This window comes from Nonomuraea sp. NPDC049486 (assembly GCF_040676925.1).
In the GTDB taxonomy this organism is placed as follows: domain Bacteria; phylum Actinomycetota; class Actinomycetes; order Streptosporangiales; family Streptosporangiaceae; genus Nonomuraea; species Nonomuraea ferruginea.
In genome coordinates this window covers 305,877-330,753 of sequence record NZ_JBFAPV010000008.1, presented here as the reverse complement: position 1 = coordinate 330,753, position 24,877 = coordinate 305,877, and the positions used below count along the sequence as shown (strand labels likewise).

The following is a 24,877-nucleotide window of genomic DNA, read 5'->3' as shown; positions in this document are numbered from 1 at the left end:
AGAGCCTTGCCACGCTCCCTGGGCAGGACAAACTCCTGGGAGCTGTGGATCACGATCGGCCTCCTGCTCCTGCTCCCGATGCTGATGGCGACCGACTACGCGCTGCACATCTGGACCCGGATGGCGATCTACGTGATCCTGCTGACCGGCCTGAACTTCATCAACGGCATGGCCGGGATGATCTCCCTGGCCCAGGCCGGATTCTTCGGCCTCGGCGCCTACGCCGCCGGCATCGCGGCGGTGCGCTTCGACGTGCCGCCCGTCCTCGCGCTGGTCATCGCGCCGGTGGTGGTGACCCTGGCGGCGCTGCTGGTGGGCATGATGTCGATGCGCCTGAAGGAGATCTACTTCAAGATGGCGACCCTGGGCGCCGGGTTCGTGCTCTTCCTCCTCTTCGGGCGGATGGTCGAGCTCACCGGCGGGCCCAACGGCCTGGTCGGCATCCCGCCGTTCTCGCTGTTCGGCTTCGAGTTCACCGAGCCGATCGTGAAGTACGGCTTCGTCGCGCTGCTCGCCATCATCGGCGCGATCGTGGCCCACAACCTGCTGGTGTCGCGTACCGGCCGGGCGTTGCGGGCCTACGGCGCCTCGGAGCCCGCGGCCCTGGCCGCCGGCGCCAGCCCGTTCAAGCTGCGCCTGCTCGCGTTCGGCATGAGCGGCTTCTACGCCGGCGTCGCGGGGGCGCTGGAGGCCTTCGACTCCCGCTTCATCAGCCCCTCCACGTTCGACTTCATGATGGCCGTCCTCCTGGTCGTCGCCCTCGTGCTCTCGGGGGCGGGACGGATGATCGGCCCGATCCTCGGAGCGCTGCTGCTCACGGGCATCGAGGTGTTCGCCGCCGACTACGCCGACTACGAGCCGCTGATCATGGGCGTGATCTTCCTGATCGCCATCCAGCTCTTCCCGCGCGGCCTCGCGGGCGAGCTGGCCGCGCGCCGCGAGGACCGCCGCGAGCGGGCCAAGCGCGAGGCGGCCGAACAGGCCAAGCCGGACCAGGAGGTGGTGCGGGCATGAGTACGAGCGAGCGCCAGGGCCTGCGGGTCACCGGCGTGTCCAAGGCATACGGCGGCCTGCAGGTGCTGAAGGACGTGACGCTGCGGGCCCCGGCGGGATCGATCACCGCGGTGATCGGGCCGAACGGCGCCGGCAAGAGCACGCTGGCCAACGTCATCTCCGGCTTCGTCACGCAGGACGCCGGCCAGGTCTTCGTCAACGGCGCCGAACTGCCGGCCGGCAAGGCGGTCGCCCGCGCGGGCCACCGCCTGGGGCGGACCTTCCAGAACCTGGAGGTCTTCACCGGCATGACGGTGCTGCACAACGTCGCGATGGGAGCGTACTCCCGGCAGAAGGGCAGCCACCTGGGCGACCTGATCCGGGGACCCCGGACCCGGCGCAACGAGCGTGAGGCCGAGGAGTCGGCACGGGCTCTGCTGCGCAAGTTCGGGCTGGAGCACCGGGCCGACTCCCTGGTGGAGTCCCTGCCCTTCGGCGAGGCGAAGCTCGTCGAGATGGTCCGCGTGCTGGCGATGGAGCCGGAGGTGGTCGTCCTCGACGAGCCGGCCGCCGGGCTGCCCCCGGCCAGCGCCATGCCGCTGGCCGAGACCATCGCCGGGATGGCCCAGGAGGGCATCGGGGTGCTGCTCATCGAGCACAACATGAAGCTGGTGATGAGCATCTCCGAGCACGTCGTCGTCCTCGACCAGGGACGGGTGCTGACCGAGGGGTCGCCGGCCGAGGTCCAGAAGGACCCGAGGGTGATCGAGGCATACCTGGGCCCCGGCCACGCGAAGAGCGAGGAACTCACGCTATGAGCAGCATGGACACCAACACCCGGGCGGGCGTCCACGAGCGGGCCGGGGAGCACGACCAGACCCAGGGCCTCGTCGTGGAGGGCCTCACGGTCCGCTACGGCCGCGTCGAGGTCGTCCACGGCGTCAGCTTCCGTGCGCTGCCGGGCCAGGTCACCTGCCTGGTCGGGAACAACGGCGCCGGCAAGACGACCACCATCCGCGGCATCCTCGGGCTCCAGCCCAGCGGGTCGAGGAAGGTCACCTTCCGGGGCGAGTCCCTGGCCGGGCTGCCCACCCACGCCATCGCACGGCACGGCATCGCGCTCGTGCCGGAGGGCCGCCGGGTCTTCGCCGACCTGACGGTGCTCGAGAACCTCCGGATGGGCGCGGTGCAGCGTCCCGGCGGCTGGCGGGACGAGGAAAAGCTCGGCGAGGTCTTCGACCTCTTCCCCGAGCTGAGGGAGCGCACCGACAGCAAGGCCGGTCTGCTCTCCGGCGGCCAGCAGCAGATGCTCGCGATGGGGCGGGCGATGATGGCCCGGCCCGAGATGCTCGTCCTCGACGAGCCGTCGATGGGGCTCAGCCCGGTGCTGGTCAACCGCATCTACGAGGCGCTGGTCGCGCTGCGCGCGCAGGGCTACACGATCCTGCTCTCCGAGCAGAACGCCAACCTGGCGCTCGAACTGGCAGACCACGCCTACGTCCTCGAAACCGGGCGGATCGTCGAGGAAGGCGCCGCCGCCGACCTCGCCCGCTCGTCGAGGGTGCAAGCGATCTACCTAGGAGCATGAGGATGAACCAGATCTACCTTGAGCCCGCGGCCCTGGCCGAGATGCTCGGCCGGCCGGACGTCCGGGTCGTCGACACCCGCGCCTCGCTCGCGGACGGACCCGGCGGCCGGGACATGTGGGCCGCCGGCCACGTCCCCGGCGCGGTGCACGCCGACTGGATCGAGGACTGGGGCACCACCGTCGACGGCGTCGAGGGGATGCTTCCTGAGCCCGAGGAGTTCGCCAAGGCCATGTCACGCCTGGGCGTCGGCAACGACACCCTCGTGGTCGCCTACGACGACAACTCCCTGTTCACCGCCTCCCGGCTGGCCTGGGCGCTGCTGCACCACGGCCACCAGCGGGTCGCGATCCTCGACGGCGGCTTCCCCGCCTGGCAGGCGGCCGGCCTCGAGGTCTCCACGGACCAGGCCGACGGCCGCCCGGAGCCGCGCGACTACCGCCCCGGCGCCCCGCAGGGGATGCGCCGGGAGATGGACGAGGTCCGCGCGCTGCTCGGCCGCGACGACGTGACGCTGGTCGACTGCCGGATGGAGGAGACCTTCGCGGCCTCCGAGGGGCGGATCCCCGGCGCCAACCGGCTCCCCTCCCCGAGCCTGATCGGGGAGGACGGCCGCTTCAGGCGCGGCGAGGACGTCGCCCGGCTGGCCGCCGACGCCGGCGTGGACAAGGACCGCCCCGCGGTCCTCTACTGCGGCGGCGGCGTCTCCGCGGCCGCCGTGCTCATCGCCCTGCGCGACGCCGGCTTCAGCGACCTCGCCCTCTATGACGGCTCGTGGTCCGAGTGGTCCCAGCACGCCGACAACCCGATCCAGAGGCACGGATGAACCAGCGAAAGGGCCCGGCGCCGCTCGGCGCCTACGTCCAGACCATGACAGCGGCCGGCCTGTGCTTCGTCTCCGGGCAGGTGCCGGTCGACCGCAACGGCGACACCCTGCCCGCCGACGACCTGGTCGCCCAGGCCGAGCAGGTCTTCGCCAACCTGGAAGGCTGCCTGGCCGACGAGGGCCTGGCGATGTCCGACGTGGTGTCGATCACGACCTACCTGCGCGACGTCGCCGACGGCCCCGAGGTCTCGGCGGTCCGCGCCCGGTTCTTCGGCGACCACCGGCCCACCAGCACCGTCGTGGAGGTCTCCGGGTTCCTCAACCCCGCGTGGCGCCTGGAGGTCCAGGCGATCGCCGTGGCCCGCGAACCCGGCAGTAAGTAAGGGAGGAGTCACCGTGCGCATCGACAACCAGTTCGTCGTGCCCGCGACCCCGGAGCGGGCGTGGGAGTTCCTCACCGACCTGGGCCGGGTCGCCCCCTGCGTGCCCGGCGCCACCGTGGAGTCCGTCGAGGGCGAGGCGCTCACCGGCCGGGTGGCGCTGCGTATCGGCCCGATGAACATGACCTACACGGGTGAGGCCAGGTTCCTCGTCAAGGACGAGGTGAACAAGGTGGCCACCATCGAGGTCGGCGGCCGCGACGGCCGCGGCGGCGGCACGGTGAAGGCCAAGATCAAGGCCGGCCTGACCGAGGTCCCCGGCGGTACGCAGGTGACCCTGGCGACCGACCTGGGCCTCACCGGCCGGGTCGCCCAACTCGGGCAGGGGCCGATCAAGGACGTGAGCTCGAAGCTGATGCGCCAGTTCGCCGACAGCCTCGCCACCAGGATCGACGAGCCCGCCCCGGCCGCCGGCAGCCCGGTCGCCCCGGCTGTGGAGGCCGAGCCGATCAACCTGCTCGACGGCTCGCTGGTGCCCAAGAAGCAGCTCGCCGGCGCGGCCGCGGGCCTGGTGGCGCTGGTCCTCGCCTTCCTCCTCGGCCGGAGCGTCGGGAGGAGGGAGACCCGCTGATGTCGGACGTACTCACCACGATGGCCTACGAGCGGGCCCGCAGCGTCCCCGAGGCGCTCACCCTGCTCGCCGAGGGCGGCGAGGACACCCGCCCGATCTCGGGAGGCCAGAGCCTGGTGCCGATGATGAACCTCGGCCTGGCCGCGCCCGCGTTCCTGGTCGACGTGTCGGGCATCCCCGCGCTGCGCACGATCGGCGTCGACGGCGGCCACCTCGTCGTCGGCGCGGCGGTCACCCACGCCGAACTGACCACCGACCCGCTGATCGCCGAGCACGCGCCGCTGCTCGCGATGGCCGCCGCCCACATCGGCAGCCAGCGGATCCGCAACCGCGGCACCATCGGCGGCTCGGTCTCCCACGGGGACGCGGCGGCCGAGCTGCCGGTGAGCTGCCACGTACTGGAGGCCGACTACCGGGTCGAGAGCCTGGGCCGCCAGGAGTGGCGCCCGGCGCGGGAGTTCTCGCTGGGCTACTACCAGACCGACCTCCGCTCGGGGGAGCTGGTGACGGCGGTCCGGATACCGCTGCGCCCGCGCCACGGGTGGGGCTTCCACGAGTACTCACGCCGCGCCGGCGACTTCGCCCTGGCCTCCGCCGCCGCGGGCGTCGCGCTGGACGGCGACCGGATCAGGAGCGCGGCCGTCGCCGTGACCGGCGCCGCCGACCGGCCGCTCCGGCTGGAAGCGGTCGAGCGACGGCTCACCGGTGTCACCGTCGCGGAGGCGGAGCGGGTGATGTCGGGCCTGGCCGCGGCTCTCGACGTCGCCGACGACCCGTACACCAAGGGTGCGGACCGGGCCCGGCTGATCGAGGCGATGGCGGTGCGGGCGGTCAGGGACGCCTGCGCCGACGCGAGGAGGGAACAGGCATGAGCCACGTCGAGACCCGGATGACGCTCAACGGCAAGGAGGTCACCGGTCACGCGCCCGCCGACACCACGCTGGTGCGCTGGCTGCGCGAGCAGGCCCACGCCTACGAGGTCAAGGAGGGCTGCAACGAGGGCACCTGCGGGACCTGTACGGTGCTCGTCGACGGCCGGTCGGCGACCGGCTGCACCACTCTGGCGGTCCAGGTCGACGGCGCGCGGGTGGAGACCAGCGCGTCCCTGGCCGAAGGCGAGGAGCTGAGCCCGCTGCAGGCGAAGTTCTGGGAGACCGGCGCTTCCCAGTGCGGCTTCTGCACGCAGGGGATGCTGATGTCGGCCGTCGAGCTGCTCAGCTCCGGCGACGAGGTCACGCCCGCCAAGGTGCGCGAGCACCTGCACGGCAACCTCTGCCGGTGCACCGGCTACCAGGCGATCGTGGACGCCGTGGTCAAGGCGGCGGAGGAGGGGGCGACCCGATGACGGAGACCGTCCCGAGCCGCGCCCGGGAGACGACCCGCGTGGTCAACACCGAAGTGAAGCGGCAGGACTCGCGCGAGAAGCTGCTCGGCAAGACCCGCTACGCCGGTGACTTCGACGTCGCCGGGCAGCTCTACGCCCGCCTGGTCCGTTCGCCGCTGCCCTCGGCGCGGATCGTGGCCAAGGACGCGACCGCCGCGCTGGCGGTGCCCGGGGTCGTCGCCGTGCTCTTCGGCGAGGACGTGCCCAACAACGAGATCCCGACCAACACCGCCGGGATCAAGGGGCGGCCGCTGCCGCCGTCCTGGGTGCTGGCCACCGAGCGGGTGCGCTACCACGGCGAACCGGTCGCGCTGGTGGTGGCCGAGAACACGCGGGCGCTGGCCGCCGCCGAGGCGCTGGTGGAGATCGAGTACGACGCGCTCCCCGTGGTCTCGGACCCGGAGTCCGCCCTGGAGTCCGGCTCGGCGCGGGTGCACGAGGGCGGCAACCTGCTCAGCGAGTGGAACATCGACCGCGGCGACGTCGACAAGGTGTTCGCCGAGGCGCCGATCGTGGTGGAGGGCCGCTACGAGGCGCAGGTCGTCGACCATGCCTACCTGGAGCCGGAGACCGGCATCGGGTGGCTGGACGACGAAGGCGTCATCAACATCAAGGTCTCCACGCAGGAGATCGAGCACTACCGGCGCATCGCGCACGTCGTGGGGCTGCCGGACTCCAAGGTGCGCGTCCAGGCGCCGTACCTCGGCGGCGGCTTCGGCGGCAAGGAGGACATGACCGTCGAGCCGTACATCGCGCTGGCGGTGCAGCGGACCGGCCGGCCGGTGAAGATGACCTGGAGCCGGCAGGAGTCGCTGACCGCGCGGGCCAAGCGGCACCCGGTGCGGATGAGCTACCGGACCGCGGCGACCGAGGACGGGCAGCTGCTGGCCCACGACATCGACATCGTCTCGGACGCGGGCGCCTACCCGCTGCTGAGCGGTTTCGTCCTGCTGTACATCACCCTGAACGCGGCCGGGCCGTACCGCTGCGACAACGTACGGGTGCGCGCGCGTGCGGCCTACACGAACAACACGCCGGGTTCGGCGTTCCGCGGGTTCGGCGGGATGCAGCCGGTGCTGGGCTACGAGGCGCAGATCGACAAGGTCGCCGACGCGGCCGGCCGGGACCGCGTGGAGGTCCGCAAGCGCAACGCCTTCAAGACGGGCGACCGGATCCCCGCCGGACAGCCCATCGAGACCGCCGTGTGGCTGCCGCAGTGCATCGACGCGGTGATGGAGGCGATCGGCCCCCGGCCCGAGCCGTCCTCACCCGAGCACCGGGTGGGTCTGGGACTGGCGTGCAACGTGCAGCCGTACGGGCGGGTGGCGTGGATGAACGACTCCGCGTCCGCATGGGTGGGCTGCGAGCGCGACGGCGGTGTCGTGGTGCGCTGCGGCGTGCCCGACGTGGGCGGCGGCCAGGTGTCGTCGCTGGCGCAGATCGCCGCCGAGGTGCTGGGCGTGCCGATCGAGAACGTCACGGTCCACTTCGGCGACAGCGCGCGCACTCCGCTGGCGGGACGGACCACGGCGACCCGGCAGCTCTACATGTCCGGCAACGCCGTGCTGTCGGCGGCCCGCGAGCTCCGCGCCCAGCTGGTGGCGGGCGTGGCGAAGGCGACCGGCTGTGCCGAGCACGACCTGACGCTCGCCGAGGGCGGCGTGCTCACGCCTGAAGGGGTGGTGCCGCTGGCCGAGGTCGTGGCGATGTGCCTGGCGAACGGCGTGGCGATCAACGCGATGAAGACGTACTTCGCGCCCACCGCGAAGCCGGTTACCCAGCTGATCGACTCCGAGCGGATCGTCCCGGACTTCACCTTCGGGGCCCACGCGGCGTACATCGAGGTCGACACCCGGACCGGTGAGGTGCGGCCACTGCGCTACGTCGCCGCCCACGACGTGGGCCGGGCGATCAACCCGCTCAGCGTGCGCGGCCAGATCGAGGGCGCGGTCGTGCAGGGCCTGGGATACGCCCTGTCCGAGCGGATCGTGTACGACGAGGCGGTCAACCTCACCGGCGCCTTCTACCAGTACGCCATCCCGACGGCCGCCGACTGCCCGGAGATCGAGGTGAAGGTCCTGGAGTCCGGTGAGGGCGTGGGGCCGTTCAACGCGCGGGGCATCGGGGAGCCGCCGATCGGGCCGTGCGCGGCCACGATCGCCAGCGCGGTCGAGGACGCCGTGGGCGCCAGGCCCACCACCCTGCCGATGCTCGCCGAACGCGTGCTTAAGTGCGTCGACGAAGGGGGCCGGGCATGACCCCCACCGGCGTCACCCCGCAACGGACGCTGTCGATCGTGCCGATCGACACCCCGAGCCTGGGTGACCGCAGCTACCTGGTGCACGACGGATCGGTGGCGTTCGTGGTGGACCCGCAGCGCGACATCGACCGGGTGCTGGAGGTGCTGGACCGCGAGGGCCTGTCACTGACGCACGTGTTCGAGACCCACGTCCACAACGACTACGTCACCGGCGGGCTCGCGCTGGCCAGGGAGACCGGCGCGGCGTACCTGCTCAACGGCAGGGACGAGGTCGCCTTCGACCGGGAGCCGCTCCACGACGGGCAGTCGCTCGGGATCGGGGACCGGATCCGGGTGGAGGTCGTGGCCACGCCGGGGCACACCTTCAACCACCTCTCCTACGTGCTGCACGACCGGCACTCGGGGCAGGGGCTGGCGGTCTTCTCCGGAGGGTCGCTGCTCTACGGCTCGACCGGCCGGCCGGACCTGCTGGGCGAGGAGCACACCGACCGGCTGGCCCGGTTGCAGCACGGCTCGGCGCGGCGGCTGCGCGAGCTGCTGCCGGACGACGCGCTGCTCTACCCGACCCACGGGTTCGGCTCGTTCTGCTCGGCCACGCAGTCCGACGCCGCGGAGTCCACCATCGGCATGGAGCGTTCCACCAACCCCGTGCTGCTGCACGACGAGGACACCTACGTCCGGCAGCTGCTGGAAGGGCTGGGCGACTGGCCGGCGTACTACGTCCACATGGCGTCGCTGAACAGCGCCGGCCCTGAACGGCCCGATCTGACGTTCCCGCGCGAGGCGACGCCGGAGGAGATCCGGCGCCGCGTCGACGCGGGCGAGTGGGTGGTCGACCTGCGGAACAGGACGGCCTTCGCGGCCGGCCACGTGCCGGGCAGCTTCAACTTCGGGCTGGACGGCTCGTTCGCGACCAACCTGGGCTGGTTGTTCGACTGGGGAACCCCGATCATCCTGCTGGGCGAGCTGCCCGAGCACGTCTCACAGGCGCAGCGCGAGCTGGTACGGATCGGGATCGACCGTCCGGTGGCCGCGGCCACCGGAGGCCCCGGGCAGTGGAGCGACCGGGAGCCGGCCGCCTTCGGCCAGGCCGACTTCCGCCGCCTCGCCGAGGTGCTGCGGGAGCGGCCGGTCGTGGTCCTGGACGTACGGCGGACCGACGAGTTCGAGGCCGGGCACATCGAGGGCGCGGTGAACGCGCCGCTGCACGAGCTGCGGTCATCGGACCTGCCCGGCGGGGAGCTGTGGATCCACTGCCAGAGCGGCTACCGCGCCTCGGTGGCGGCGTCGCTGCTCGCCGCGGCGGGCCGGGACGTGGTGGCGGTCGACGACCACTTCGGCGAGGCCGCGGGCGCCGGCCTCACGGTGACGAGCGGAGGGGCATGACCCTCGCCGTCGTGCTGGCGCTCTCGTTACTGGTCGGCGTCGCGCTCGGTGCTCTGGGGGGTGGTGGCTCGATCCTGACGGTGCCGATCCTGGTCTACGTCGCGGGGCTGGAGCCGAAGCAGGCGATCGCCACCTCCCTGCTGGTCGTGGCCGCCACCTCGGTCGCCGGGGCGGTCACCCACGCCCGCGCGGGCCGGATCCGGTGGCGGACGGGCGTGCTCTTCGGCGCCGGGGGGATGGTCGGCGCCTTCGGCGGAGGCATACTCGGCGGCTACGTACCCGGGCGGCTCCTGCTGATCGGCTTCGCCCTGATGATGGTCGCCACCTCCATCGCGATGCTCCGCGCCCGGCGTACCGAACCGGCGCACGCCCGCGGCGACGTGGCCGTGGTCCGCGCCCTGATCGACGGCGTGGTGGTCGGCCTGGTGACCGGGCTGGTCGGCGCCGGGGGAGGGTTCCTCGTCGTCCCCGCCCTCGCGCTGCTCGGCGGGCTGCCGATGGCCGCCGCGGTCGGCACCTCGCTGATCGTGATCGCGATGAAGTCCTTCGCCGGCCTCGCCGGCTACCTGACCAGCGTCTCCATCGCCTGGGACCTCGCCATCGGCGTCACCGCGGCCGCCATCCTCGGCAGCGTGCTCGGCGGCTGGCTCGCCGGACGGATCCCCGAAGCCCGGCTGCGGAGCGTCTTCGGCTGGTTCGTGCTGGTGATGGGGGCGTTCGTGCTGCTGGAGCAGGCGGCGCCGCCCGGAGGGCTGCTCCCTGGCATGGTGATACTGGCCGCGGTCGGACTCGTGGCCGGTGCGTGGCACGTGTGGACGGTGCGTGCCCGCAGCACGTCGGTGTCATAGGTGGAGTTGCGATGGCTGTGATCTATCTCGTCAGGCACGGGCAGGCGTCGTTCGGCGCGGCGGACTACGACGCCCTGAGCGAGCTCGGCCGTCACCAGGCCCGGCTCGTCGGGCAGGAGCTCTTGGGCCGGGCGCGCGAGCCGCTGCTCGTTTCCGGGTCGCTGCGCCGGCAGAAGGACACCGCCGCGCTGCTCGGCCTGCCGGCCGCCGTCCCCGTCGAGGATCCGCGCTGGAACGAGTACGACCACCTCGGGCTCGTCCGCCGGTACCTGGACGATGGCACTTCGCAGACCACCGGCGACAGCCGCCAGTTCCAGACCCACCTCGACCAGGCACTCAAGCAGTGGATCGAGCAAGGCCGCCCGGGAGGATGGGACACCTTCGCCGGCTCCGCGGTCGAGGCGCTGCACGCCATCCCCGGCCGTCTCGCGCCTGGTCAGGACGCTGTCGTGGTGACCTCCGCCGGCGTCATCGCCGCCACGGCAGGCTCGCTCCTGGGGGTCCCGGCCACCGGCGTCGTCGCACTCAACCGCGTCATGGTGAACGCGTCCATCACCGCCGTGCTGGCGGGCTCCTCAGGGCTGAGCCTGCTGTCGTACAACGAGCACGCGCACCTGGGGGCGTCCCGGACCTACCGCTGAGCCGGCCTGCGTCGAGTCAGTCCGCAGGGGCCGGCTCGACATGATGGTCGTTGTAGGGGAAGAGTTCGCCACCGTGATCGACGACGGTGCTGCACCGGTAGCGGACGATCTCGATCGTCGAGGCCGGGTCGAGGTCACCCTCGTCGCCTCCCCGAGAGTCAGCCGGATCCAGGAACTCGTCCACGTTGTAGTGCAATCGGCCGTCGACCAGGTAGTCGCGGCGGAAACTGGTTCCCCACTGCGAGTTGCTCCCCCAACCGTGCGAGAGGTCCTGGTAGGGCCGTGACCGGCGCCAGAAGGTCCAGTACAAGGTTGACCGATCGGCGACCCCCGCGACCAGATGCCGCGCCCCGGCGGTGACGATCACCCCGGCTCGCGTCAGCAGCATCGACCCCATCATGTAGCCGGGCCAGCGCTCCTCGACGATCGAGGGCGGCTCGTCAGGATCGTCGGCCTGCCGCACCTCGACGACCTCGTGGAAGAACGGGTGAAACGCCCGCCTGCCGATCCGGTCCGCGCCCAGCGCCTCACAGAAGGCGGGATAGACGCCGACCGGGGGATAGGCATCGTTCGCGATGTCCTGGTAGTTCAGGATGAGCAGGTCAAGGATGCGGTTCACGGCATACAACCGCTCCAGCGGGCTGTAGCCCCTCCCGGTGGACTTCCCCAGGGGGACCAGGTGGCTTCCGGGCCGTCCCGCCTCCCGCACCTCCGCCACGTGCGCCGGATGCTCATCCAACCACCGCAGCAGCATGTCACCCGACCCGTCGCCCTCGTGGCCAAGGACGCTCTCGTACAGGGAACGCCAGTGATGACCCGAGTGGACATCGTCGTTCATGTCCACAGATTCGCGTACAGCGGCCTTTCCGGCATCGGATTTTTGACCTTGAGCTGAGCTGCTGTACAGCACGGTCGGTGGACCTTCAGCGCCTGTTCAGTCCGGGCAGCACCGGTACCCCCGTGCCGGTGCTCGACCCCCTTCGACGGTTAACATCCAGGCGGGCATCCGGATCGTCCCGCGGCTGGTCTCCAGCGGGACCCTGCCCAGCTTCGCGCCTGACCCGCAGCAAGATCGGTGTAGGAGACGACCTGCGGCGGCGAGTTGCGCGATCTGCTTGCGGCCGGCCTCAAGCAGATCGATCTCCTCGCGCAGGTGGCTGTCGATCCGCCTTCCGTGATTTTCGGGCGAGATAGGCGCAGTGGCCGAGCCCGGCGAGTCCGGCGAGCGTCCCCTGCACCATCACGCCGAGCAGGAGCCAGTGCGGCCAGGTCGTGACCGGGGCGTCGCCACGCGACCATAACGTCAGGGCGAAGGTGGTGAGCCCGGCGCCCAGCAGGACGCCGCTCATGGCCGTGTACCGATGCCGGGACAGCGTCCGCCCCGTCCGGGCGAGCAGCACGGGCCAGGAGAAGATCGCCAAGTATTGCAGCGCACCGCCGATGAGGTAGCCCGCGAGCTGGACGAGGGACGCCGACGCGAAGCCCTGGTGCGTCCAGTCGAACATCTTGCCGAGCCATGAACCCGTCGCCCAGACGATCGTCAACGCGGCGGCGAGGACGAGGAACACGCCGACCGTCCCGCGGCCGTCGGTGGCAGGCGTGTCGCTCATGTCCGGTGCCGCTCCTCGCCGGCGGTCTCCACGCTGACCGGCCTGCAAGGAATGCAGGTCGGGGTGGCCGCCGTTCGATCACTGTACGGGCAGGAAAAGGCCATCCAGCCGGTCAGTGGTCGCCTTGGCGGCCGAGGGTGTCCACGGGGGTGGCGCCGGGGCGGGTCCACTGCGGTGCGGGGCGGCTGGTGGGGCCCCAGGTGGCGTTGCCGTCCGCGTCCGAGCGCCAGTACCAGCAGGCGTGGCGCCCCTCGGGCCAGCCCTCCGGCTTGTCCTCCCATGCCTCGCCGCGGCCGTAAGGCGTCATGTCGAGCAGGCCGAAGGACCCGTCGGCGGACTCGATGCCACGACCTGTTGTGGTGTAGGTGAGGAACACGCGGTCGCCGTCGCGCAGGTAGCAGGTGATGTGCCCCATTTCTCCACCCACCGGCTCGTCCACGTCGCGCACCGAGTACCAGGGCTGGGTGTAGCCCATGAAGTCGACGAAGGGGGCCACCTCGTCCCAGACGCCCGTGGTCAGGATGGCGAACGAGACACCACGGGAGTTGAGGTAGACGGCGTCCTTCAGGTGCCAGGCCGTGACGGTGCAGCCTTCGCACTGCCCCTGGTGCGGCGCGCCGTCGTGCCACATGTGCTTGTAGACCACGAGCTCGTCGCGGCCCTGGAACAGGTCCAGGAACGGGACCGGGCCGTCGGCTCCGACGACCTCGACCGTACCGTCGAACTCCACCATCGGCAGCCGGCGGCGGGCGGCGGCGATGGCGTCGCCCTCGTGGGTGTGGGCCTTCTCGCGGACCAGGAGCTTGTCACGGGCGGCCTGCCAGGTGGCGAGGTCGACGACGGGCGGGCGGCCGGGCAGTGTCATGGTGTCCTCCGTGGTCCTGGTGACGGGCGGCGTCGTACGACGCCATGGCGGTCATGAGAACAGACCCGCGACCCGGCCGGAACTCGTCGCGGCCGGGGCTTGGAAAGGTTTTAGGAGTGGGTGGCGCGGATCTCCGTCACCGTGAACGCGTCGACGATGTGCCGGTTCTGCACCAGGAAGCCCACGACGCCCGCCACCGCCTCCGCGGCCAAGGTGGCTCTCACCTGCGCGGTCAGGAGGTAGACGAGGGGGGTCGACGGCTGGGTGAGGGCGAGGGCGCGGTCGTGGCGGTGCACGTCCTGCAGTGCCCTGATCGGGATCGGCCGCTCGGTGGTGAACCAGGCGGCGACCTCCCACAGGGGAAGGGCCGGGTCGGCGTCGGCCGAGGCGTGGTAGCAGGTGACGCAGCCGTGCCCGGCGTGCCGGTCGTGCGGGCAGGTCCACTGGGCGACGTCGGCCCGGGTGTGGTCACGAGTGCTCAGGATCGCCGCTTCTGTGACGCGGCGGCGCGCCGGCCTCGGCCGGTCCTCCCACGGAGAGAAAGCGTCGCTGCCGATGATGGCATCCCTTCGGTCAGATGCGTCGAAACCTGGTCAAACTACCCGGTCGGCACCCGCCCAAGCAGCGGGACACGATCTCGGACTGGGGAAGATACGTTCTGACCTATGGAACCACCCTCTGCCGGGGATGTTCGAGACCTGTTACGGCGCGCGCGGCGACTGCTGGGCGACGCGCGAGACCTGGTGGTCGAGCACGAACGAGCGGTCGCCGAGGTCCGCGATGCTCTCGGACCGCTCCGCGACCGGCAGGCCGAGGCGGAGCTCGACGCCATGCCGGTGTCCCGGCTGAAGGACGTCACCAGCGGCCGGCTGCGGATCGGGGCGCTGGAGGAAGCCGGCTACACCACCGTACGGAGCGTTCTGCGAGCGATGCCGTACGAGCTGCAGAAGCTGCCGGGAGTCGGGCCGCAGACCCGCAAGCAGGCGCAGAAGGCGGCCGAGGGCATCGCGCTCGCCACGAGGCGGTCCCGGACCGTCCACATCGACGTCGACGACCGGGACGCCGAGACCACCCGGCTGCTCCTGGCGCTGCACCGGCTGGTCGCCGTCGGTCCCGAGCTGCCCCGCGCCCGTCGTACGGCCGAGGCGGTCGGGGGAAGGCTGAGAGAGCTGATTCCCCAGGCTCGCCCCATCGGCAGCTGGCTGCGCAGGCTGCTGTCGGGAAGCCGTCGCCGCGCCCGCGCCGAGCGGGCCGTGGAGCGGATCGCCGCCCTGCTGGCCGACGAGACCGAGACCAGGCTGCTCATCGCCCAGGCGACCACGGACCTGCTGCGCCCGCCGCCGGACGGGGCCCTGGCGTGGATCGACTTCGAGATCCACGCGGCCGACTACTACAACCTGCTGGCGGAGCTCTCCGCCCTGGCGCCGTCGGACCGGACCGCCGCCGAGGGCTTCCTGCCCGGCGATCTGGCCGAGCGGGTCAGGGAGCAGGAGCTCGACGACACCCTGCGGCGGGTCTCGCTCCGCGGCTATCAGGCGTTCGGCGCCCGGTTCGCGCTCGCCCAGCGCCGGGTGATCCTCGGTGACGACATGGGGCTGGGCAAGACGATCCAGGCGATCGCCGTCATGGCGCACCTGCACGCGCGGGGCACGACGCATTCCCTGGTGGTCTGCCCGGCGAGCGTGCTGGTCAACTGGCTGCGCGAGATCGAGACCCGCAGTTCGCTCAAGGTCTATCGGCTCCATGGCGACGATCGCCGCCTGGCTCATGCCGCGTGGCTCGAACGCGGCGGGGTCGCGGTCACGACGTACGCCGGGCTGCACACGTTGGAGATCGAGCCGCGGGTGGGGGTGCTCGTCGTCGACGAGGCGCACTACGTGAAGAATCGGCAGGCCCGCCGCTCCAAGGCCGTGGCCGGGTGGTGCGACAGGGTCGGCAGGGTCCTGTTCATGACCGGCACGCCGATGGAGAACCGGATCGAGGAGTTCCGCTCGCTCGTGGACTACCTCCAGCCGGGGTTGTCCGGCACGGTCGAGGTGAATGACAGCGCGCAGGCGTTCCGGCGCGCCGTCGCGCCCGTCTACCTGCGCCGCAACCAGCAGGACGTGGTCACGGAGCTGCCCGATCTGGTGCACATGGACGAGTGGGAGGAGTTCAGCGCGGCCGACGCCGAGGCTTACCGGGACGCGGTGGCGTCGGGCAGGTTCATGACGATGCGCCGCGCGGCCTACGCGGTGCCGGAGAAGTCCGCCAAGCTGGAACGGCTGCGCGAACTGGTCGACGAGGCGGCCGAGGCGGAGCTCAAGGTCGTGGTGTTCTCCTACTTCCGCGACGTGCTCGCCGCCGTCGGCCAGGCCCTCGGCTCTCCGGTCCACGGGCCGCTCAGCGGCGAGCTGGCGCCGGAACGCCGTCAGGGGGTGATCGACGCCTTCACCGCGGCCCGGGGTCACGCGGTGCTGCTCGCGCAGATCCAGACGGGCGGGGTGGGACTCAACCTCCAGGCGGCATCCGTCGTGATCATTTGCGAGCCCCAGGTCAAACCGACCATGGAGAGCCAGGCCGTGGCCCGCGCGTACCGCATGGGCCAGGTGCGGCGCGTGCAGGTGCACCGCCTTCTCACGCCCGACAGCATGGACGAGCGGCTGCTGGAGATCATGAACGCCAAGGCCACGCTGTTCGACGCCTACGCCAGGCGCAGCCATCTCGCCGAGTCGACGCCGGACGCCATCGACATCTCGGAGGAGACCCTGGCCGAGCAGATCGTCAGGGAGGAACGGCAACGCCTGGCCGCAGGGTGACACGGGTCCTATTCGGCGGTCTTCTTCTTGGCGTAGTGGCGCGCGGCTCGGGCCCGGTTGCCGCAGCCGGCTGAGCACCATTCGCGCCGGGGGGTGTCGCGGAGGAAGTAGAGCACGCAGCCGGGGCCGTGGCAGGCGTGCACCTCGTGGCGGGCCGGCCCGGCGAAGAGGACGACGGCCTCCTCGGCCAGGGCGGCGAGGGCCGCCGTGACCGGGCGGCCGGTGCTGCGGACCGTCGTGTGCGGCTCGGGGGCGGTGCGCAGCTCCCGCCATCGCGGGGCCAGGCCGGCATGACGGTTGAGGGTCGTGACGGTGTCCGGATCGGGGTCGTGGTCCGCCACGGCGGCAGCCGCCAGGGCCCGGATGACGTCCCGGAGTTCCCTGGCGAGGTGGAGGTCGCCTTCGCCCACGTCCTGGAGGTCGGCGTCCGTGACGGGGACGGCGAGGCGCGGGCGCAGGTCGCGCAGCCACGCGGTCAGGTGCTCGACGGTCAGCAGGCCGTCCTGGAGGCGGCCGCGGACCGCGTAGGCGGTGTTGGCGAGTTCGAGCGGAGGTGGCTCGCCGAGTAGGGGAGCACCGCCGCCGGGGAGCTGTGCCACGTCCACTTTCTAATGCTCTCTTCCGCTTGACACCGTAAGAAACCTCCGCAACTATTCTAATGGATGATGACTGATGCGGCCGTTAGATCGGTCGCCTGCATGGGAGGTCCAGCATGAACGCTCCGGTCCTGAAGACCGGGCACGTCGGCCTGAACGTGACTGATCTAACCCGTTCCATCGCCTTCTACCGCCAGGTCTTCGGCTTCGACGTCCTCGGCGAGCAGGCCGAGGGGGATCGCAGGTTCGCGTTCCTCGGCCGGGACGGCGGCCTGATGGTGACGCTGTGGCAGCAGAGCGACGGCGGCTTCGCCGCCGACCGGCCCGGGCTGCACCATCTGGCGTTCCAGGTGCCCGACATCGAGGCGGTGCGCCTTGCCGAGGCCACTTTGCGCGACCTCGGCGTGCCGCTCGTCTACGACGGCGTGGTGCCGCACGGGGAGGGCGCCTCCTCCGGCGGCGTGTTCTTCACCGACCCGGACGGCATCCGCCTGGAGATCTACGCGCCGACCGGCGCCGACACCGCGCCCGCGCCGACGCAGGGCGCGCCGACCTGCGGTTTCTTCTGATACCGCGCGGAAGGAACTGACCATGCTCCACCAAGGCGAACACACGGTGCAGCGCCGCGCCGGTCTGACCCGCGACAGATGGGGGTCGGCCCGCGTCGGCGCGACCGTCCCGCCGGTGGCCGCGGACTTCGCCGGCCGGCAGCGGCTGGTGGTGATCGCGGCCGCCGACGACGCCGGCGCGGCCTGGACCGGCGTGATCACCGGTCCGCCCGGGTTCGTCGCCGCGCCCGACGACCGCACGCTCGTCGTCGGGCGGCTCCCCGCTGCGGGGGATCCGCTCGCGGGCCTGTTCGACGCCGAGCGGGACATCGGCATACTCATGATCGAGCCCGGCAGCCGCAAACGGATGCGCGTCAACGGGCGAGCCGGCAGAGATGGTGACCGGCTGCTGGTGCGTACAGCACAGGTGTATTCCAACTGCCCCAAATACATCCAGACTCGTACGTACGCCAACGAGACGGTGCGAGGGGACGCGGTCGCCGGCGGTGAGCTGACCGCCGGGCAGCAGCGGTGGATCGCCGGCGCCGACACGTTCTTCATCGGCACCTACGCGCCCGGCCAGGGCGCGGACGCGTCGCATCGGGGCGGCAACCCCGGCTTCGTCACCGTGACCGGAGACCGGCGGCTGACCTGGCCCGACTACACGGGCAACGCCATGTACATGACGTTGGGCAACCTCGAACTCGAACCCCGCTGCGGGCTGCTGTTCCTCGACTGGGAGAACGGGGACACGCTGCACCTGACCGGCCGCGCCCGCGTCGACTGGGACCCTGACAGGGCCGCGACGGTCCCCGGCGCCAAGCGGCTCGTCGACTTCTCCGTCGAGCGGGTGGTCCAGATTTCCGGCGGTATGGGGCAGCGCTGGGCTTTCGGCGAATACTCCCGCTTCAACCCGGAAGGAATGGAAGAGGCGCCGGCTTCTTCCGCCACCGCACATTGATCACCAAGGAGTACGCATGACCCCGCCACCCGTCCCGCCTTTCACGGCCGAGACCGCCCGGGCCAAGGTCCAGGCGGCCGAGAACGCCTGGAACACCCGCGACCCGCGCCGCGTGGCCCTCGCCTACACTCCCGACTCGGTCTGGCGCAATCGCGACGAGTTCATCACCGGCCGGGACGAGATCATCGCCTTCCTGACCCGTAAGTGGGAGAAGGAGCTCGACTACGTGCTCCGCAAGGAGCTCTGGGCCTTCACCGACGATCGGATCGCGGTCCGGTTCCAGTACGAATGGCACGACGCCGACGGACAGTGGTGGCGCAGCTACGGCAACGAGCTCTGGGAGTTCGACGCGGAAGGGCTGATGCGGCGGCGGGAGGCCAGCATCAACGACGTGGCCATCACCGAGGAGCAACGGCGCATCTCCGGCTCGCGCCCGGCCGACGAGCTGGGCCGGTCCATCCCGCTCAGGTGACACGCCCGCTTCAGGAGTTCTTCTCGTCCTCCGGGATGTGCGCGTTCTGCTCGCGGACGTACTCCAGCAGGTCACGCTCGTCGATGACCTCATCGGCGGGCGGGGCGGTGACGACGACGCGGGACCCCCAGCCGGTGTAGCGCGTGTCGGTCCGCTTGACCGGCGGCTTCTTTCCCGCTCCTGCGGTGTCGGTGGTGGTCAGGCGCTTGAGGAGGCCGTCACGGCCGGTCCAGAGGCGCCAGGCGATCTTCCCCTTGTTCTTCCCGCTGATCGGCCGCCCGGAGGTCCAGCTGATGGCGGCGCCCTTGGAGACCTTGCGCAGGTCCTTGTAGCTCATGGCGCCCCAGTACAGGAATCCGCCGGAGACGGGCTTGCTCGCCGAGCGCTTCAGCACGGCCTTCAGCGTGGACGGGTCGTACACGCTGATCGGCTGTAGGCTCACGTCCCGATCCATGTCCCGGCCCATGCTCCCCCTGTGCTTCGAGGGGTATCTGATCCACTCCTTGCCCTCCGGGGTCGGCCCGGGATACTGGCCGGCGTCGACGTACACGTCCGCACCGACGCGGATCACGCGGTGGAGCTCCGGCTTCTTCTTCGTCTTCGCCGAGGGCAGGTCCCACCAGGTGTAGTCCGCGGCCGCCGGGCCCGACGGGGCGAGCCGGAGGCGGCCCTTGATCCGGGTCCCGTTCCCGGAGACCGTCGACTTCCCGCCGAAGAAGTAGCGGCTGGTCTCGGAGATCCGGACGCCCTGCTTGTTCCCGAGCTGCCGCTTGAGAGCGCGCGCCGGATCCGGGGCGCCTGTCTGGGCGGCGGCGGGACTTGTGGCGAACGGTGCCGACGCGATCAGTACGGCGGTCGCCAGGGCGGTCCATCGTCTCACCGGCATATGTCCTCGCTACGGCAATGCTTCCAAGGCGATCGTAACGGGGCCGTCATCGTCACGGCAGTGCCTGCTACTCAGGCGGGATTGGGTACGCGTACTCAGGCGGGCGCCCGGTCCGTGCCGGACGCTGGGTGGCATGACCAAACCAGTCCAGCCCACCATGACCGCCGCTTACTACGCGCAATGTGTCATCTCCTTCGCGGTCGCACTCGGCAGCGTGGGGATCGGCATCGTTTACCTGCCGGTCAACCCCTGGGTCCGCGCGTTCCTGGCTGTCGCCGTGCTCTACACCGTGACGTCGGCGTTCGGCCTGGCCAAGTGCGTGCGCGATCGGCAGGAGGCGGCGAACACGGCCAGCCGGGTCGACCAGGCGCGCCTGGACAAGCTGCTCTCCGAGCACGACCCGTTCAAGGTCGACAATCTCTGAGCCGGTCTACGCCTCGTCGAGTCCGCGTTCGATCGCGTATCGGACGAGTTCGACGCGGTTGTGGAGCTGGAGCTTGTTCAAGGTGTTCTGTACGTGGTTCTGCACGGTCCGGTGGCTGAGGACGAGCCGCTCGGCTATCTGCCTGTACGACAGGCCCTTGGCGACCAGGCGGAGCACCTCGGTCTCGCGGTCGGTGAGGCGGGGGCCGTCGTCGGAAGGTCGCTGGGTGGCGAGGCGGCGATACTCGCCGAGCACCAGGCCGGCCAGGCCGGGGGTGAAGACCGGCTCCCCTTCGGCCGTGCGCTTGACGGCGTCGAGGAACTCCTCCCGGCTCGCCGACTTGACCAGGTAGCCGGAGGCGCCGGCCTTGACGGCTTCGAGCACGTCCTCGTGCTCGCCGCTCGCCGACAGCATCAGGACGCGGGGCGGATGCTCGGACGCGGCCAGCCCTCTGGCCACTTCCGCGCCGGGCAGGTCGGGCAGCCTCAGGTCGAGGATGACCACCTCGGGGCGTACGGCGCCGGCGACGCGGAGCGCCTGGCGGCCCTCGCCGGTGGTCGCCACCACCTGGTAGCCGGCGTGCTCCAGGTCGCGGGCGACCGCGTCCCGCCACATCGGATGGTCGTCCACCACCATCACCCGCAGTGCGCTGGTCATGCCGTAACTGTAGACCCGGGTTCACGTGCGGACGGGGATGACGAATTCGACCTCGGTACCCTGGCCGGGCACGGACGTGAAGCCGACGGTGCCGCCGACGCCGGCGATCCGGCCCTTGATGGACTGCGCGATGCCGAGCCTGCCCTCCGTCTCGGCCTCCTCCAGTCGTCCGGCGGGGATGCCGGGGCCCTCGTCGCGCACGGTGATGGTCACCGTGTCGCCGTCGTGCTCGGCGAAGACCCAGGCCCTGGCGTCCTCGCCGCAGTGCCGCCTGACGTTGTCGAGCGCCGCGCCGACGGCGGCGACCACCTCGTCGGCCTGACGGGCGGGGAGCGGCACGGGGGTGGCCGGCGCCGAGACGGTGACCGCCGGTGTGGTGAGTCGGCGTAAGCGGGCGCCCACGTCGACCAGGCCCGCGCTGTCCTGTGCCGCCGGGGCCGGGCCGCTGCGGATCAGCTCCCGTACCGCCGCTTCCTGCTCTCCGGCGAGCCGTCCCAGCTCGGCGGCCTCCCCGCCGATCTCCTGCCCGCGGCGCTGCATCAGCGCCAGGACCTGGAGGACCGAGTCGTGGATCCCGCGGGCCAGCCGCTCGCGTTCCCGGTTGGCCGCCTCCAGCTCGGCGGCCTGCTGAAGACGCTCTTCCGCCTGCTTGGTCAGCCGCGCCACGTGCCCGACGACGGCCCCGGCGAGGATGAGCAGGACGGCTCCGTTGACCGGGACGGAGAGGTTGAACTCGTGCAGCCCGCGCAGCCACAGGTCGGCGAGCGACAGGACGACGGCCGCGACCGCGCCCGCCCGCCGCCCGCCGTAGACGGCCCAGGCGAGCACGGGCGCGCCGACCCAGGTCGCCGTGACCGGCATCAGACCCGCCTGCCCGGCCTGGGATCCCTGGACGTAGGGCGAGGCCAGCAGGCAGCCGAGGGTGACGAGGACGTCCACCGTGAGGAGCCTGCGGCTTCTCACGGTCGAGTACGCGACGGTGGTGACCACCGTCCAGACCGCCATCACACCGAGGACGAGCCAGCCCGCGAGCGGACGCTGGTAGCCGCCGGCGGTCGCCAGCAGCAGCGCGGCGTAGACCAGGGAGGCGACGCGGTAGACCGCGATCGCCCGCCAGAACGACCCCTCGATCTCCATCCGGCCCCATCACGCTCGATCGGCGTCCGACTATATGGTGACTCACCCCGGGCGCCGCCTAACGAGCCGCACCCGTGTTCGGCAGTCATCAGTGAGCCGCGACGGTTTCGTCCGGGGCTTCGACGGCCGCCGACAGGTCGGTGCGGAGTGCGTAGCGGATGAAGGCCGCCATCACCACCAGCGCGAGCACCGTGGCGAGGACGAACGCCGCGCGCACCCCCCACAGCTCCGCTATCACTCCGGCCAGGGCCGCGCCCGGGGGAAGGACGCCCCAGCTGAGGACGCGTGAGGCCGCGTACACCCGGCCCAGCAGCTCGGGCGGGGAGAGGTTCTGGCGGATGGTGGCCACGAGGATGCGCCAGATGCTCGACCCGGCGCCCGCCACCACCGCGCCGGCGGCGACCGCCCAGGCGGGGGCGTCCACGGCGACGGGCAGGACCAGGAGCACGGTGCCGGCGGCGTCGGCGATGAGCAGGGTGGTCACGCCGAAGCGGCGGCGCAGTGGCTCCACCACGGCCGACGCGACCAGGCCGCCGACCGCCATGGCGGTGAGCAGGAGCCCGTACTGGGTGGTGGTGAGCCCGAGCGGGCCGGGTGCGACCGCGTACACGACGAGCAGGGCGGTGGCGGCGGCCCACACGACGTTCATCACGGCGGTGTAGAGGGTGAGGGTGCGCACCACGGGCTGGCGCCAGAGGTAGCGCAGGCCCGCGACCAGGCCGTCACGGGGCCGGTCGGGGTGGGGCGTGCCGGCGCCGGCCGGTACGGGGGAGAGCGTCATGACGAGGATGCCCGCGACCGCCAGGACGTAGAGGACGGCGCTGGCGCCGGTGGCCAGGGCGAGGGTGGTCGCGGCCAGGAGGCCGGCGAGGGGCGGGCCGGCGAGCTGGTTCGTGACGTTGATGGTGGCTTCGACGCGGGCGTTGGCACGACCGCGCGCGGTGGGGGGCACGACTCGCGGGATGGTCGAGGTCAGCGCCGTGTCGACGAGGGTTTCCGCGACGCCGAGCAGGACGGCCGCGGCGATGATCAGCGGGAGTGAGAGGACTCCCGCGAGGTGGGCGGCGGTCAGGCCGGCCAGGAGGGCGGCGCGGGCCAGGTTGACCCCGGTGAGGAGGGCGCGCCGGTCGACGCGGTCGACGATCCAGCCCGCGTGCAGCCCGAACAGCGGCCAGGCCAGGGTGAGCGCGGTCGTCACGGCCGCCACCCCGCCGGGCGAGGCGCCGACGGCGAGGGCCAGCAGGGGCAGCGCGAACAGGGCCATGCCGTCACCGAGGTTCGCGGCGCCGGTGCCGAACCACAGGCCGTTGAACGACCGGCCGAGTGACGCGGGAAGGATGCGCATAGGTCTCACCTTTCAAAGTAGGTTGAACGGTAAGACTGCGCGGTCTCACCTGTCAATCGGGATTGATTGGTGAGATACTGGAGGCATGACCGCAGTGGAACTGGTCGGGAACGCGCTCTGTCTGGACTTCGCCAACACCGTCAACGCCCGCCCCGTCGCCGAGCGGGACTGGCTGGCGACGCCCGAGGAGGCCCTGACCTGGGCAGGCGCCGTCGGCCTGGCCGTCGAGGACCCGGCCGGGCTGGCGGACGCTCTGCCCGAGGCGCGGGAGCTGCGGGAGGCCGTCTTCCGGGTGTTCTGGGCGCTCGCCCACGGCGGGCAGCCGCCCCGGGAGGACCTCGCCGCGCTGATGGCCGCCTACGCCGAGGGATCCGGCCACGCCCGGCTCGACGAGGACGGCGACACCTACCGGCTGCGGTGGGAGGCTCCCCGTACGGTGCGCGTGCTGCTGTGGGAGGTCGCCGAATCGGCGGTCGAGCTGCTCACCCACGGGCCGTTGGACCGGCTCGGCGCCTGCCCGTCATGCGTGTGGCTGTTCCTGGACACGAGCAGGAACCGGCGGCGCCGCTGGTGCAGCATGACGACGTGCGGCAGCCGCGACAAGTCCCGCCGCTACTACGCCACCCACTCGACGTAGCGGCCCGCGGCGTGGGAGCGGATTCTCGTGGCGGCGGTGACGAGCAGGGCGACCGCCGCGACCGCGAAGACCAGGTTCCCGATGAGGTCGGCCATCGGATCGGTGGGGACGGCCGGAGGCTGCGGGAAGCCGTGCCAGGCGTAGGTGAGCACACCGCCCGCCGCCAGCCCGAACCGCTGCCACATCCCCCATCCCGGCTGCCCGGACCAGCGCACGACCAGCACGCAGACGGTGGCGTACAGAGCGAGGTGGATGGCCGTGACCAGCCAGGCGCCGAGCGCGTCCACGTTCATCACGGGCAGCCAGAACGCGGCCCCGGCCGCCAGCGAGAACGCGAGCACCGCCCAGCCCCCGGGCCCCCGTCCGGACCGGATGGTGCCCGGCGCGGCGGGGGTGCGGCGGCGCAGGGCGAGGAACACCAGCAGGCCCGCCAGCAGGGCCACGCCCGCGAGCCGCCCGAACCCGGGATCGTACGGATCCGTCGCGAACACCGCCGAGGCCGCCGCCCCCAGGACGAGCAGCACCCCCGCCACCACCAGGCCCGGCCTGCGCAGCCACGGCTCCGAGGCCCGGGCGGGCACCAGCGACTCCATGACGGCGATCGGCACGCAGATGCTGCCCACCACGTGAACGCCCAGCACGAACACCGTCCACCAGGCGCTCACCTCCACGCCGGGGATCCAGGCGTACGACCGCAGGTCCATCCCCGCGAAGCCGGGGTTGAACAGGGATCGGGTGACCAGCCCTTCCTCGATCAGGCCGTACGCGACGGCGAGCAGCACGATGCCCGGCCAGCCCACGCCCCGGCGCCTGGCCAGCTCGCGGACGAGCAGCGCGCCGCCCCCGTACAGCGGGGCCAGGGTGATCAGCGCGACCAGCATGGTGACGGGCAGATTGCCCAGCAGGAACTCGCCGATGAGCGGCGACAGGAAGAAGAGCCCGAGCGCGGGCGCGATGCGTTTCCCCATGTCACCAGCGTCGCGAGAGCGGCGGGCGGCCGGTAGTG

The 24,877-nt window shown here is 71.7% G+C and carries 28 protein-coding genes; 18 read left to right on the top strand and 10 right to left on the bottom strand.

What is annotated here, in order from left to right:
* Positions 1-6 precede the first annotated feature (6 nt).
* From AB0K05_RS24630 to AB0K05_RS24575, 12 genes are read left to right on the top strand one after another with little or no spacing between them, the layout of a single operon-like run.
* On the top strand, positions 7-1,014 hold the full coding sequence (locus AB0K05_RS24630) for a branched-chain amino acid ABC transporter permease (RefSeq protein WP_271276647.1): 1,008 nt from the start codon (positions 7-9) through the stop codon (positions 1,012-1,014).
* Positions 1,011-1,811 (top strand): ABC transporter ATP-binding protein, encoded by an 801-nt coding sequence (locus tag AB0K05_RS24625; protein WP_148036166.1) that lies wholly within the window; start codon positions 1,011-1,013, stop codon positions 1,809-1,811. The genes AB0K05_RS24630 and AB0K05_RS24625 overlap by 4 nt, the downstream gene beginning before the upstream one ends.
* The gene (locus AB0K05_RS24620) at positions 1,808-2,581 is read left to right on the top strand and encodes an ABC transporter ATP-binding protein (protein ID WP_364231889.1); all 774 of its coding nucleotides are present in this window, start codon (positions 1,808-1,810) and stop codon (positions 2,579-2,581) included. The genes AB0K05_RS24625 and AB0K05_RS24620 overlap by 4 nt, the downstream gene beginning before the upstream one ends.
* Before the next feature lie 2 nt (positions 2,582-2,583).
* A complete protein-coding gene (locus AB0K05_RS24615; RefSeq protein ID WP_364231886.1) occupies positions 2,584-3,405 on the top strand; it encodes a sulfurtransferase in 822 nt (273 codons plus the stop codon).
* A complete protein-coding gene (locus AB0K05_RS24610; protein WP_271276650.1) occupies positions 3,402-3,788 on the top strand; it encodes a RidA family protein in 387 nt (128 codons plus the stop codon). Before AB0K05_RS24615 ends, AB0K05_RS24610 begins: the two co-directional genes overlap by 4 nt.
* Before the next feature lie 13 nt (positions 3,789-3,801).
* Complete coding sequence (locus AB0K05_RS24605; RefSeq protein ID WP_271276651.1) at positions 3,802-4,416, top strand: SRPBCC family protein; 615 nt, start codon at positions 3,802-3,804, stop codon at positions 4,414-4,416.
* Complete coding sequence (locus tag AB0K05_RS24600; RefSeq protein WP_271276652.1) at positions 4,416-5,288, top strand: xanthine dehydrogenase family protein subunit M; 873 nt, start codon at positions 4,416-4,418, stop codon at positions 5,286-5,288. Before AB0K05_RS24605 ends, AB0K05_RS24600 begins: the two co-directional genes overlap by 1 nt.
* Complete coding sequence (locus AB0K05_RS24595; RefSeq protein WP_271276653.1) at positions 5,285-5,761, top strand: (2Fe-2S)-binding protein; 477 nt, start codon at positions 5,285-5,287, stop codon at positions 5,759-5,761. Before AB0K05_RS24600 ends, AB0K05_RS24595 begins: the two co-directional genes overlap by 4 nt.
* Positions 5,758-8,058 (top strand): xanthine dehydrogenase family protein molybdopterin-binding subunit, encoded by a 2,301-nt coding sequence (locus tag AB0K05_RS24590; protein ID WP_271276654.1) that lies wholly within the window; start codon positions 5,758-5,760, stop codon positions 8,056-8,058. The genes AB0K05_RS24595 and AB0K05_RS24590 overlap by 4 nt, the downstream gene beginning before the upstream one ends.
* Positions 8,055-9,446: an MBL fold metallo-hydrolase gene (locus tag AB0K05_RS24585; protein WP_364231882.1), complete on the top strand. Its 1,392-nt coding sequence runs from the start codon at positions 8,055-8,057 to the stop codon at positions 9,444-9,446. Before AB0K05_RS24590 ends, AB0K05_RS24585 begins: the two co-directional genes overlap by 4 nt.
* Complete coding sequence (locus AB0K05_RS24580) at positions 9,443-10,294, top strand: sulfite exporter TauE/SafE family protein (RefSeq protein ID WP_364231879.1); 852 nt, start codon at positions 9,443-9,445, stop codon at positions 10,292-10,294. Before AB0K05_RS24585 ends, AB0K05_RS24580 begins: the two co-directional genes overlap by 4 nt.
* Before the next feature lie 11 nt (positions 10,295-10,305).
* Positions 10,306-10,935 (top strand): histidine phosphatase family protein, encoded by a 630-nt coding sequence (locus AB0K05_RS24575; RefSeq protein ID WP_364231877.1) that lies wholly within the window; start codon positions 10,306-10,308, stop codon positions 10,933-10,935.
* A 16-nt stretch (positions 10,936-10,951) separates the two neighbouring features.
* Here the strand turns inward: AB0K05_RS24575 and AB0K05_RS24570 are convergent, their stop codons facing one another.
* The 4 genes from AB0K05_RS24570 to AB0K05_RS24555 form a co-directional block, all read right to left on the bottom strand.
* The gene (locus AB0K05_RS24570) at positions 10,952-11,845 is read right to left on the bottom strand and encodes a hypothetical protein (protein WP_364231874.1); all 894 of its coding nucleotides are present in this window, start codon (positions 11,843-11,845) and stop codon (positions 10,952-10,954) included.
* 217 nt (positions 11,846-12,062) lie between these two features.
* Complete coding sequence (locus AB0K05_RS24565) at positions 12,063-12,545, bottom strand: hypothetical protein (RefSeq protein WP_364231872.1); 483 nt, start codon at positions 12,543-12,545, stop codon at positions 12,063-12,065.
* A gap of 112 nt (positions 12,546-12,657) precedes the next feature.
* Positions 12,658-13,410 carry a DUF899 family protein gene (locus tag AB0K05_RS24560; RefSeq protein WP_271276660.1) on the bottom strand — a complete coding sequence of 251 codons (753 nt, stop codon included), beginning with the start codon at positions 13,408-13,410 and terminating at the stop codon, positions 12,658-12,660.
* Between the two features lie 110 nt (positions 13,411-13,520).
* The gene (locus AB0K05_RS24555) at positions 13,521-13,706 is read right to left on the bottom strand and encodes a hypothetical protein (protein ID WP_271276661.1); all 186 of its coding nucleotides are present in this window, start codon (positions 13,704-13,706) and stop codon (positions 13,521-13,523) included.
* Between the two features lie 369 nt (positions 13,707-14,075).
* On the opposite strand from AB0K05_RS24555, the gene AB0K05_RS24550 reads away from it, so the two are divergent.
* Positions 14,076-16,208: a DEAD/DEAH box helicase gene (locus AB0K05_RS24550; RefSeq protein ID WP_364231868.1), complete on the top strand. Its 2,133-nt coding sequence runs from the start codon at positions 14,076-14,078 to the stop codon at positions 16,206-16,208.
* 8 nt (positions 16,209-16,216) lie between these two features.
* Here AB0K05_RS24550 and AB0K05_RS24545 read toward each other — a convergent pair whose 3' ends face one another.
* A complete protein-coding gene (locus tag AB0K05_RS24545) occupies positions 16,217-16,807 on the bottom strand; it encodes a CGNR zinc finger domain-containing protein (protein ID WP_271276663.1) in 591 nt (196 codons plus the stop codon).
* A gap of 113 nt (positions 16,808-16,920) precedes the next feature.
* Here AB0K05_RS24545 and AB0K05_RS24540 point away from each other — a divergent pair, with 113 nt between their 5' ends.
* From AB0K05_RS24540 to AB0K05_RS24530, 3 genes are read left to right on the top strand one after another with little or no spacing between them, the layout of a single operon-like run.
* The gene (locus AB0K05_RS24540; RefSeq protein ID WP_271276664.1) at positions 16,921-17,373 is read left to right on the top strand and encodes a VOC family protein; all 453 of its coding nucleotides are present in this window, start codon (positions 16,921-16,923) and stop codon (positions 17,371-17,373) included.
* Positions 17,374-17,395: 22 nt separating this feature from the next.
* Positions 17,396-18,313 carry a pyridoxamine 5'-phosphate oxidase family protein gene (locus AB0K05_RS24535; RefSeq protein WP_364231865.1) on the top strand — a complete coding sequence of 306 codons (918 nt, stop codon included), beginning with the start codon at positions 17,396-17,398 and terminating at the stop codon, positions 18,311-18,313.
* A 16-nt stretch (positions 18,314-18,329) separates the two neighbouring features.
* A complete protein-coding gene (locus tag AB0K05_RS24530; protein ID WP_219545459.1) occupies positions 18,330-18,785 on the top strand; it encodes a nuclear transport factor 2 family protein in 456 nt (151 codons plus the stop codon).
* Positions 18,786-18,795: 10 nt separating this feature from the next.
* Here the strand turns inward: AB0K05_RS24530 and AB0K05_RS24525 are convergent, their stop codons facing one another.
* Positions 18,796-19,671, bottom strand: coding sequence for a hypothetical protein (locus AB0K05_RS24525; RefSeq protein WP_364231863.1), 876 nt, complete (start codon positions 19,669-19,671; stop codon positions 18,796-18,798).
* A 133-nt stretch (positions 19,672-19,804) separates the two neighbouring features.
* On the opposite strand from AB0K05_RS24525, the gene AB0K05_RS24520 reads away from it, so the two are divergent.
* Positions 19,805-20,095, top strand: coding sequence for a YiaA/YiaB family inner membrane protein (locus AB0K05_RS24520; RefSeq protein WP_364231860.1), 291 nt, complete (start codon positions 19,805-19,807; stop codon positions 20,093-20,095).
* Between the two features lie 6 nt (positions 20,096-20,101).
* Here AB0K05_RS24520 and AB0K05_RS24515 read toward each other — a convergent pair whose 3' ends face one another.
* The 3 genes from AB0K05_RS24515 to AB0K05_RS24505 form a co-directional block, all read right to left on the bottom strand.
* Entirely contained in the window at positions 20,102-20,752 is a 651-nt protein-coding gene (locus tag AB0K05_RS24515) for a response regulator transcription factor (RefSeq protein ID WP_364231858.1), read from the bottom strand.
* A 21-nt stretch (positions 20,753-20,773) separates the two neighbouring features.
* Positions 20,774-21,889: a DUF5931 domain-containing protein gene (locus AB0K05_RS24510; RefSeq protein WP_364231856.1), complete on the bottom strand. Its 1,116-nt coding sequence runs from the start codon at positions 21,887-21,889 to the stop codon at positions 20,774-20,776.
* 88 nt (positions 21,890-21,977) lie between these two features.
* Positions 21,978-23,234 carry an MFS transporter gene (locus tag AB0K05_RS24505; RefSeq protein WP_271276669.1) on the bottom strand — a complete coding sequence of 419 codons (1,257 nt, stop codon included), beginning with the start codon at positions 23,232-23,234 and terminating at the stop codon, positions 21,978-21,980.
* Between the two features lie 85 nt (positions 23,235-23,319).
* Between AB0K05_RS24505 and AB0K05_RS24500 the strand changes: the two genes are divergently transcribed.
* Positions 23,320-23,871 (top strand): ABATE domain-containing protein, encoded by a 552-nt coding sequence (locus AB0K05_RS24500; RefSeq protein ID WP_271276670.1) that lies wholly within the window; start codon positions 23,320-23,322, stop codon positions 23,869-23,871.
* Here the strand turns inward: AB0K05_RS24500 and AB0K05_RS24495 are convergent.
* Complete coding sequence (locus AB0K05_RS24495) at positions 23,850-24,839, bottom strand: hypothetical protein (RefSeq protein ID WP_271276671.1); 990 nt, start codon at positions 24,837-24,839, stop codon at positions 23,850-23,852. The two genes, AB0K05_RS24500 and AB0K05_RS24495, sit on opposite strands and share 22 nt — an antisense overlap.
* Positions 24,840-24,877: the final 38 nt, after the last annotated feature.

Excerpts from the sequence above, each read along its gene's own strand:
- AB0K05_RS24625 (WP_148036166.1), top strand. The coding sequence starts at position 1,011 with ATGAGTACGAGCGAGCGCCAGGGCCTGCGGGTCACCGGCGTGTCCAAG.
- AB0K05_RS24525 (WP_364231863.1), bottom strand. The coding sequence starts at position 19,671 with ATGCCGGTGAGACGATGGACCGCCCTGGCGACCGCCGTACTGATCGCG.
- AB0K05_RS24510 (WP_364231856.1), bottom strand. The coding sequence starts at position 21,889 with ATGGAGATCGAGGGGTCGTTCTGGCGGGCGATCGCGGTCTACCGCGTC.
- AB0K05_RS24585 (WP_364231882.1), top strand. The coding sequence starts at position 8,055 with ATGACCCCCACCGGCGTCACCCCGCAACGGACGCTGTCGATCGTGCCG.
- AB0K05_RS24500 (WP_271276670.1), top strand. The coding sequence starts at position 23,320 with ATGACCGCAGTGGAACTGGTCGGGAACGCGCTCTGTCTGGACTTCGCC.
- AB0K05_RS24550 (WP_364231868.1), top strand. The coding sequence starts at position 14,076 with ATGGAACCACCCTCTGCCGGGGATGTTCGAGACCTGTTACGGCGCGCG.
- AB0K05_RS24565 (WP_364231872.1), bottom strand. The coding sequence starts at position 12,545 with ATGAGCGACACGCCTGCCACCGACGGCCGCGGGACGGTCGGCGTGTTC.
- AB0K05_RS24580 (WP_364231879.1), top strand. The coding sequence starts at position 9,443 with ATGACCCTCGCCGTCGTGCTGGCGCTCTCGTTACTGGTCGGCGTCGCG.
- AB0K05_RS24535 (WP_364231865.1), top strand. The coding sequence starts at position 17,396 with ATGCTCCACCAAGGCGAACACACGGTGCAGCGCCGCGCCGGTCTGACC.
- AB0K05_RS24575 (WP_364231877.1), top strand. The coding sequence starts at position 10,306 with ATGGCTGTGATCTATCTCGTCAGGCACGGGCAGGCGTCGTTCGGCGCG.
- AB0K05_RS24595 (WP_271276653.1), top strand. The coding sequence starts at position 5,285 with ATGAGCCACGTCGAGACCCGGATGACGCTCAACGGCAAGGAGGTCACC.
- AB0K05_RS24495 (WP_271276671.1), bottom strand. The coding sequence starts at position 24,839 with ATGGGGAAACGCATCGCGCCCGCGCTCGGGCTCTTCTTCCTGTCGCCG.
- AB0K05_RS24615 (WP_364231886.1), top strand. The coding sequence starts at position 2,584 with ATGAACCAGATCTACCTTGAGCCCGCGGCCCTGGCCGAGATGCTCGGC.
- AB0K05_RS24560 (WP_271276660.1), bottom strand. The coding sequence starts at position 13,410 with ATGACACTGCCCGGCCGCCCGCCCGTCGTCGACCTCGCCACCTGGCAG.
- AB0K05_RS24530 (WP_219545459.1), top strand. The coding sequence starts at position 18,330 with ATGACCCCGCCACCCGTCCCGCCTTTCACGGCCGAGACCGCCCGGGCC.
- AB0K05_RS24515 (WP_364231858.1), bottom strand. The coding sequence starts at position 20,752 with ATGACCAGCGCACTGCGGGTGATGGTGGTGGACGACCATCCGATGTGG.
- AB0K05_RS24540 (WP_271276664.1), top strand. The coding sequence starts at position 16,921 with ATGAACGCTCCGGTCCTGAAGACCGGGCACGTCGGCCTGAACGTGACT.
- AB0K05_RS24620 (WP_364231889.1), top strand. The coding sequence starts at position 1,808 with ATGAGCAGCATGGACACCAACACCCGGGCGGGCGTCCACGAGCGGGCC.
- AB0K05_RS24520 (WP_364231860.1), top strand. The coding sequence starts at position 19,805 with ATGACCAAACCAGTCCAGCCCACCATGACCGCCGCTTACTACGCGCAA.
- AB0K05_RS24600 (WP_271276652.1), top strand. The coding sequence starts at position 4,416 with ATGTCGGACGTACTCACCACGATGGCCTACGAGCGGGCCCGCAGCGTC.
- AB0K05_RS24505 (WP_271276669.1), bottom strand. The coding sequence starts at position 23,234 with ATGCGCATCCTTCCCGCGTCACTCGGCCGGTCGTTCAACGGCCTGTGG.
- AB0K05_RS24590 (WP_271276654.1), top strand. The coding sequence starts at position 5,758 with ATGACGGAGACCGTCCCGAGCCGCGCCCGGGAGACGACCCGCGTGGTC.
- AB0K05_RS24610 (WP_271276650.1), top strand. The coding sequence starts at position 3,402 with ATGAACCAGCGAAAGGGCCCGGCGCCGCTCGGCGCCTACGTCCAGACC.